General features: G+C 66.7%; 5 protein-coding genes and 3 pseudogenes. 3 read left to right on the top strand and 5 right to left on the bottom strand.

Features of this window, described 5'->3' with window-relative positions; genetic code table 11:
* Positions 1 to 107 precede the first annotated feature (107 nt).
* Entirely contained in the window at positions 108 to 473 is a 366-nt protein-coding gene (locus OG897_RS40530) for a hypothetical protein (RefSeq protein WP_266665480.1), read from the top strand.
* Positions 474 to 488: 15 nt separating this feature from the next.
* On the opposite strand, the pseudogene OG897_RS40535 reads toward OG897_RS40530, so the two are convergent.
* Positions 489 to 878, bottom strand: a pseudogene (locus tag OG897_RS40535) (ATP-dependent DNA ligase); the annotation flags it as partial.
* A 321-nt stretch (positions 879 to 1199) separates the two neighbouring features.
* On the opposite strand from OG897_RS40535, the gene OG897_RS40540 reads away from it, so the two are divergent.
* Positions 1200 to 1481, top strand: a complete 282-nt coding sequence (locus tag OG897_RS40540; protein ID WP_266665482.1) for a hypothetical protein — start codon at positions 1200 to 1202, stop codon at positions 1479 to 1481.
* 282 nt (positions 1482 to 1763) lie between these two features.
* Here the strand turns inward: OG897_RS40540 and OG897_RS41130 are convergent.
* Positions 1764 to 2213, bottom strand: a pseudogene (locus tag OG897_RS41130) (ATP-dependent DNA ligase); the annotation flags it as partial.
* Between the two features lie 613 nt (positions 2214 to 2826).
* Positions 2827 to 3830, bottom strand: a pseudogene (locus OG897_RS40550) (IS5 family transposase).
* A gap of 97 nt (positions 3831 to 3927) precedes the next feature.
* Between OG897_RS40550 and OG897_RS40555 the strand changes: the two are divergent.
* Complete coding sequence (locus OG897_RS40555; RefSeq protein WP_266665485.1) at positions 3928 to 5019, top strand: serine protease; 1092 nt, start codon at positions 3928 to 3930, stop codon at positions 5017 to 5019.
* Positions 5020 to 5138: 119 nt separating this feature from the next.
* Here the strand turns inward: OG897_RS40555 and OG897_RS40560 are convergent, their stop codons facing one another.
* Both OG897_RS40560 and OG897_RS40565 read right to left on the bottom strand, forming a co-directional pair.
* A complete protein-coding gene (locus tag OG897_RS40560; RefSeq protein ID WP_266665487.1) occupies positions 5139 to 6062 on the bottom strand; it encodes an IS3 family transposase in 924 nt (307 codons plus the stop codon).
* A complete protein-coding gene (locus OG897_RS40565) occupies positions 6029 to 6319 on the bottom strand; it encodes a transposase (protein WP_266665489.1) in 291 nt (96 codons plus the stop codon). Before OG897_RS40565 ends, OG897_RS40560 begins: the two co-directional genes overlap by 34 nt.
* Positions 6320 to 6392: the final 73 nt, after the last annotated feature.

Consider the following 6392-nt stretch of genomic DNA (forward strand, 5'->3'; position numbering starts at 1 on the left):
CCTACGCGCCGCCTCCCGCGCCAAACCGGGGTTTCCGTGCCCTGTCCGCCCCGACCACCCGGTGCACCGCAACGTCGACCGCCTGCCGGTCGAGGGCGCTGCGGTCGGTGCACTGGCCCGACCTCGTCGTCATCCACCCCGACACCCATCTGCTGTTCGCGGTCGAGGTCGAACTGACCCCCAAGACCCCGGCCGCGCTGCGGCAGATCCCGCGCGGCTACCTCCAGGCCCGCCCCAAGGTCATCTACCTGGGCACCGACGCAGTCATCCCCCAGCTCGTCGGGCACCAGACACCGGACGGGTGGAAGGACGGGATCGCACAGCAAGTGCGACTGCTGCCGTCGGGCCCGCCGACCGGCGAGAGCAACCCGCTGCTGCACGTGAACGAGCTCCGCCTCCGCGACCCAGGCGTGCGCGCACAACTGGAGCGGCACACCGCCCACCACCGGGTCGGCACGTACGCGGTGCGCTGACCCGAACTGGCTGGGTCAGAGGTTCTCGGGCGTCAGGTCGGGGCGCAGCCGATGCCAAGCAGGGTGTCTCAGTCGTCCGGCCCGGGTACGGGTGGCATAGCGAACTTCGCCGACCAGGCGGGGCAGCACCCAGCGGGCACCGGGCACCTCCGGGACCGTGGTGAACGGGCAGTCCTCGACCTGGGCGACGGCCAGGAGGCGGGCGAGGTCCGCGCGCTCGCGCTCCGACCAGCCGGTGCCGACGCTGCCCACATACCGCAGCCCGCCGGGCCCGTCGCGCTCACCGAGGAGGACCGCGCCGGGCAGCCCGGACCGCGTTCCCCGGCCGGGCACCCACCCGCCGACCACGCAGTCCGCGGTCCGCACGTGCCGCAGCTTGACTCACGCCTTCGAGCGCACCCCCGGCGTATTGGGGCTGACCGCAGCTTCATCTTCCCCGTCAACTCCTGCGTGTTCAACCGTCTGGTCCGGGTTCATGTTCCCGTTGAGTCCGACGGCCCACTGCTCAGAGTCCTGTCCGGGACTGTCCTGGGACAAGGCTCTGAGCTGGACAGACACAGGCGCCCTGTCCGGGACAGCCCGTTCTTATTCATCTGCGCGCTCTGGAGCAACAAGCTCTTGGCGTCGGCCAACAGGCCCGGCCCTCCTGATGCAGGTGGGGAAGACGTACAAAGGAAAGAGGTAGTAGAAGTGTCGCTTACTCGCAAAATCCTGACACCCTTGGCCATGGTGATAGCGACGGGAGCCCTCGCCGCGGCTGGAGCCGTCCCCGCAGCGGCTGCCATCCCTGCACCGTCCGGAACCGAATCGTTCGTCGGCTGCGCCTCGCTGACCAGCAACGCCAACGGCAGGGCGCAGGTCAAGAACATCTGCAGCCATACGATCAACGCCACTGTCTCCGTCGACTGGTCCTGGGACCCCAGTTGCAAGAGCATCGGTGCCGGCCGCTCCGCCACCTTCACCTGGGACTCGACCAAGGGCAGGGCCGAATACGCCTACGAATGCTGATCCAGCATCTCCAGCTGTCCCGGGACCGGTGCACGGCTGGCACGGCCGAAGGCTGCCCCAAAGAGAGTTGACAGATACGCCTTCAGCCGCCCCATCCAGCGCGCAGGTATGACCGACTGCTCCGATCCCGGCGGGCGGGGGGGGACACAGTGTGCCTCCCCCCGCCGTACAGCGCTGGCCCTCCTGAACTCGTTCAACACGCTCATTCACCAGGGAATTGGGCACGATGCCCTCCCACTGGTGCTCACGCGTCAGCTCGTACGCCTCGCGGGCGTGACCGACCACCGCGGCCGGGGTCGACCAGTGCACCCCCTGGAGCCCAAGGCCCTCAAGGGCGTTGCGGCGGTGGGCGAGCGGGCGGTCGAGCAGACTGCGGCTCTTCAGGCGCAGGGCGTCGAAGAGCACCAGGTGCACCGAAGCCGTCGCGACGAGCCGGGCGGCCTTCGCCGGGGAGACACCCATCCGCGATTGGAGCCGCTCGATGTCGGGGCGGCCCTGCGGGTCGAGAGCGACGATCTCCCCGTCGAACACGGCCGACACCCTGGCGAGGACGTCGGCCAGGGCATGGAGCTCGGGGCATACGGCCGTCACCGGAGCACCCGATCGTGACCGGACGACCAGCGTCCCGTCGCCCGGCAGGTACACGAGTGCCCGCATACCGTCCTGCTTGGTCTCGACCGCGTAGAGATGCTCGCGCGCGGGAACGGGCAGTACCCCCGGCGCGGCCAGCATCGGCGCGATGCGCGGCAGCTCCCCCACCTCAGCGTCCAGGGCTCACAGTCGGCTGCCGCGGCTGCCCGCTGCCCCAGACATGCGGGCCCTCGCCCTCCCAGACCACCGCACCTGGAACGTCGACCAGGTCTTCCGCATCCTGAAGACCTGCCCGACGCAGTATCTCTAGCGACTCAACTGTTGTTGATGAAGGGCCACTTGTAACTTCTGTGCATGCGCGTTGTGTTGCCGCGAGTCGGCACCCCCAGAACCAAAACCGCGACAGAGCACAAGAAATGAACCAGGGCCACCACTCACGCTCTTTGCCGCGCATGTGGAATCACGCCACTCTCTGACTCTGCGCGTGATCTCCAGTCGGCCCCCGCGCCGGGAGATCCGAGCTGATCACGGGCGACTCCCGTGCGCGCACCCCTTCTTCTGCCCCGGCGCGCGGCGGCTCGATCTCTTCGGGCACTCTTCCACCGCCCCGGGCACCTAACGATGATCAAGGAAACGGGGGTGGAAATCCGTACCCCTGTTCCCAACAGGGGGCATGCATGACAACGCGTACGACATCACCGAAGGTTTCGCGTCCGAGAACCAAGCTGCTGCTAGGGAGCGTATTTGGTTGTGATCAAGGGGTGGTTCGTGTGAGGTCCTTGATCCAGATCATCGAGGCGCGAAGGTGGAGGCCGGCGAGGTAGCTCTCGGGAGTCTTGTCGTAGCGGGTGGCGATGCCTCGCCACGCCTTCAGTCTGTTGATCGCGCGCTCGACGGTGTTCCGCTCCTTGTAGAGGTCGGCGTCGTGGCCGACGGGTCGGCCGCCTCCGGAGCCCTTCTTCTTCCGGTTGGCGGCCTGGTCCTTCTTCTCCGGAATGACCGCCTTGATGCGGCGTTTGCGCAGGTGGGCACGGTTGCCGCGGGACGAATACGCCTTGTCCCCGGCGACCGCGTCCGGCCGGGTGCGGGGACGGCCGACGGGCCCGCGCACCCGCACCTTGTTCAGGACGGGGATGAACTGCGGGCTGTCCGCCGCCTGGCCCGCGGTCAGGATGAACGCCAGTGGGCGGCACTTGCGATCGGCAGCGAGGTGGATCTTGCTGGTCTGCCCGCCTCTGGAGCGTCCGAGGAGGGCGGCCTTCAGCCGGAGTCTGCGCCGACGCCGGATGCGTCTTCGTTCTTCCCGCGCGGGATCCCTTTCGGCCTCCTGCCCGCTTTGTCCTTCGAGGCCACCCCCTTTGACCTGGCCTTCTCCTCCTCTGCGGCGGCCTTCTCCAGTGCGGTGACGACATCCTCGTCGAGGTGCATCCCGGCCGCGTCATGGTGGGCCCGGACGGTGGTGGAGTCGATGCTCACCAGGGACAGGTCCCCCTCACCGCGCTTCGCGGCCTCCGCGATCAGGCCCTCCAGCAGGGCCTCGAAGACCCCGGCGTCGCGCCACTGCCGGAAGCGATTGTGGACAGTCGACCAGGCGCCGAACTCCGTCGGCATCTCCCGCCACTGCCCGCCCGTCTTGAACCGCCAGATCACTCCCTCGAACTGCTGCCGCAGCCGCTCGGGGTACGGGCCGTACTCGCCGATCGGCAGGTACGGCTCAATGAACTCCCACTCCACGTCGGTCAGTTGTATTCGCGTCACGTCAGCCGGTCTATCGGACCGAGCCGTGCCACGAAGGCACATCCCACAGATTGATCACGACCCGATACGCGACCTAGGAGTTCTGACGGCGGCATCCGTGGCCATCGGCGGCCTGACGGCGGGTCCTGTGGCCTCCGCCCAGGGCCCCGAAGACCCGGCTCGGACGAACACCAGCACCGACGCGGGCGCGAGGCTCGCGTCGAGCGAGCACGCGACCGGTGTGGACACCCCGGCCGAGGCCCGGAAGGTGGAGCGGTTCCATACCGCGTCCCAGTTACCGAAGGCCACCGCTGCCGACCAGGCCAAATGGCTCCCGAAACCCAGCCGGGCCGCGTCGGCGGGCCCCCGGGCCCAGGCGCCCACGGGCCCGCCCGGATCCGTCCCGGCAGCCGCACCCGCCGCGTCGGCACGGGAGTGGGCGAGGGGCCTGCCGAAGACTGCGGTGAAGGAGGCCGAGAAGGAGTTCGGCAAGGAGCTGGCGACCGGTCTCCCGCTGATCCGCACCGTGGGCAAGATCGAGTACACCAACCCCCGTGTCCCCGGGAAGGTGTTCCAATGCTCGGGCGCCTCCATCAACAGCCCGTCGAAGATGATGGTGGCGACCGCGGGCCACTGCGTCGCCATCGGGGGCAGCGGCAACGGCGGCGGCGACCCGGCGGACCGGGTATGGATGAAGAACTGGGTCTTCATACCCGCCTACAACACGGCCGGCCAGATAGCCCCTTACGGCAAGTTCACCGCCAAGTACTTCCGCACCTTCGACTCCTGGCTCGACGCCGGATCGACCCCCTTCGACTTTGCGCTGGTCACCGTGAACCTCAACGAGCGGGGCCAGCGAGTGGTCGACGCGGTCGGTGGCAACGGCCTGACCTGGAGCCAATCGTTCTACGAGGACCTCCTCATAGTCGGCTACCCCCTGAACCACGACAACGGCTACACCCAGGACCAGTTCAGCGGCCGCACGAAGACCTCCACCGTCAACTCGGCCAACATCATGATGGAGGCGGCCGGATTCAACGACGGGGGCAGCGGGGGACCCTGGCTGCGGTTGTACGACCCCGCGACCGGCCTCGGGAAGATCAACGGAGTGACCAGCTACATCCACAACGGCACCAGCAACAACAACGACAGCCCGTACTTCGACGGCGAAATGAAATGGCTGTGGGACCAGCAGGGCTCCCGCACGTAGGTCACAAGGCTGAACAGGGACCGGCGTACGCGTCGCCGTATGCCGGGCGCCCTGTCCCGTTTCCCGGGCCGGGCCCGTGAGGGGCCTCGCGTTTCCCGGACGGGTGTCTGCCGTTGATTTCACGCGATGACGTGCAACTTCTGGTACTCGGCGTGGACTTCGAGTGGTGGTCGATATCCCACCGCCGAGTGAAGGCGCTTGCGATTGTACCAGAATTCGATGTATCGGGTGATGCCCTGCCGGGCGGCTTCTCGGGTCAAGTACGCTACCCGGCAAACGCGTTCATTCTTCAGGACACCGAAGAATGATTCGGCCATAGCGTTGTCGAAACAGATGCCGGTACGGCCGGCAGATCTGCGGAGGCCGTAGCGTTCCAGTGTCTTCCCGAACTCGCCTGACATGTAGTTACTTCCACGGTCAGAGTAGAATATCGCCCCCTTGCTGAGCTTTCTGTTGCGTGCCGCGTTACGGATGGCCCGGGATATCAGCGGGGTCTGGTAGTGGTCGTCCATTGCGTAACCGATGACTTCTTTGGTGCAGCAGTCGAGGACGGTCGCGAGATACAGCCACCCCTCTCCAGTCGGTATATAGGTGATGTCTCCGACGAGTTTTTCCCCAGGGGCATCGGCGATGAAGTTGCGGCCGACGAGGTCTGGCACGAGGCCGGCCGCCCCGCAGGTGAGGCTGAAGCGTTTCGGCTTGGGCTGGCAGGACTCCAGGCCCAGCTCGCGCATGAGCCGACGGACCAGCTCCAGACCCGCAGCGTGGCCCCAGCGGTGCAGTTGGGCATGGATGCGCCGGTAGCCGTAAGTGCTGTCGGAGCCATCGAATGCCTTCTTCATAAGAAGCTTCAATTCGCCGCGCCGCTGGGACGTCGCGGAATCTGGGCGACCGCGCCATTCGTAGTAGTCGGATCTGGACACGTCGAGGAGATGGCATATGTACTCGACTCTGTACGCGTACTCCACCGTGTCGAGTCGCATCTCGTCGATGAACTCGTACTTGCTCGCTACCGGGGATCCCTCGCGAAGTACGCCGCGCATTTTTTCAGGAAGACGTTCTCCATCTCGACCTCCCGGATGCGACGCTCGAGCTCCTTCAGGCGAGCGCGCTCGCTCACCGTCAGATCTGCATCAGCAGGGGGCTCATACTGTTTCTGGTGCTTCTTCACCCAGCCCCGGAGCGTCTCCGGATTCAGCTCGAGCTCGCGAGCCGTTTCGGAAACGGTCTTGCTGGACCGGAGCGCGATCTGGACTGCTTCCTCACGGAACTCCAGTGAATATTTGCTGGGCGGTGCCACTTCGTGCTTCCTCGCTTCCTGTCCAGGGGAACCTTATTGGGTCCCTGTCCGGAAACATCGAGGCACCTCAGAG

The organism is Streptomyces sp. NBC_00237, assembly GCF_026342435.1.
Lineage (GTDB): Bacteria > Actinomycetota > Actinomycetes > Streptomycetales > Streptomycetaceae > Streptomyces.

Coding starts and splice junctions, on each gene's coding strand:
- OG897_RS40540 (WP_266665482.1), top strand. CDS start 1,200: ATGGTGATAGCGACGGGAGCCCTCGCCGCGGCTGGAGCCGTCCCCGCA.
- OG897_RS40560 (WP_266665487.1), bottom strand. CDS start 6,062: ATGCGCGGCGTACTTCGCGAGGGATCCCCGGTAGCGAGCAAGTACGAG.